General features: G+C 50.5%; 7 tRNA genes. All 7 read left to right on the forward strand.

Annotated features, from left to right (window positions below):
• Positions 1-107: 107 nt before the first annotated feature.
• The 7 genes from DWV68_RS11845 (at position 108) to DWV68_RS11875 (ending at position 767) form a co-directional block, all read left to right on the forward strand.
• Positions 108-179 (forward strand) — tRNA-Asn (locus tag DWV68_RS11845).
• Positions 180-209: 30 nt separating this feature from the next.
• Positions 210-281 (forward strand) — tRNA-Glu (locus DWV68_RS11850).
• Positions 282-356: 75 nt separating this feature from the next.
• Positions 357-429 (forward strand) — tRNA-Thr (locus DWV68_RS11855).
• 6 nt (positions 430-435) lie between these two features.
• Positions 436-509 (forward strand) — tRNA-Ile (locus tag DWV68_RS11860).
• Positions 510-529: 20 nt separating this feature from the next.
• Positions 530-603 (forward strand) — tRNA-Asp (locus DWV68_RS11865).
• Between the two features lie 4 nt (positions 604-607).
• A tRNA-Val gene (locus DWV68_RS11870) sits at positions 608-680 on the forward strand.
• 3 nt (positions 681-683) lie between these two features.
• Positions 684-767: transfer RNA gene (locus tag DWV68_RS11875), tRNA-Leu, on the forward strand.
• The last annotated feature ends 9 nt before the right edge of the window (positions 768-776 follow it).

The following is a 776-nucleotide window of genomic DNA, read 5'->3' on the forward strand; positions in this document are numbered from 1 at the left end:
GTGGAGCTGACTGTTACTAATCGGTCGAGGGCTTGACCAAAGCAACTCGGAAACAATCTGTATGAAGTTTTGAAGGTATGTTATAAAATAGCATAGCCTATTAATAATCCTCGATAGCTCAATGGTAGAGCGCACGGCTGTTAACCGTGATGTTGTAGGTTCGAGCCCTACTCGGGGAGTTTTTTTATCAACATTGATAAATAATATATGGCTCCGTGGTCAAGCGGTTAAGACATCGCCCTTTCACGGCGGTAACACGGGTTCGATTCCCGTCGGAGTCACTTGGGTGAAAACTCATGGATTGTAAACTGCAAGATTGGCTGAAAGGCTGGGTTCATAGTCTGCAGAAGGCATACGCCGATGTGGCTCAATTGGCAGAGCAGCTGATTTGTAATCAGCAGGTTATCGGTTCGAGTCCGATCATCGGCTTTATATGGACCTTTAGCTCAGTTGGTTAGAGCAACCGGCTCATAACCGGTCGGTCCTGGGTTCGAGTCCCCGAAGGTCCACTTTTATTTTAAATTTATTTGGCCCAATGGCTCAGTTGGTTAGAGCGCCGCCCTGTCACGGCGGAGGTCGCGGGTTCGAGTCCCGCTTGGGTCGTTTTGGGATCTTAGCTCAGCTGGGAGAGCATCTGCCTTACAAGCAGAGGGTCACAGGTTCGAGCCCTGTAGGTCCCATATGCCCGCGTGGCGGAACTGGCAGACGCGCAGGACTTAAAATCCTGTTGTGGTGACACAGTACCGGTTCGATTCCGGTCGCGGGCATTCATACCG

It is taken from the genome of Roseburia sp. AF12-17LB (assembly GCF_003479605.1).
GTDB classification, from domain to species: Bacteria; Bacillota; Clostridia; order Lachnospirales; family Lachnospiraceae; genus Roseburia_C; species Roseburia_C amylophila.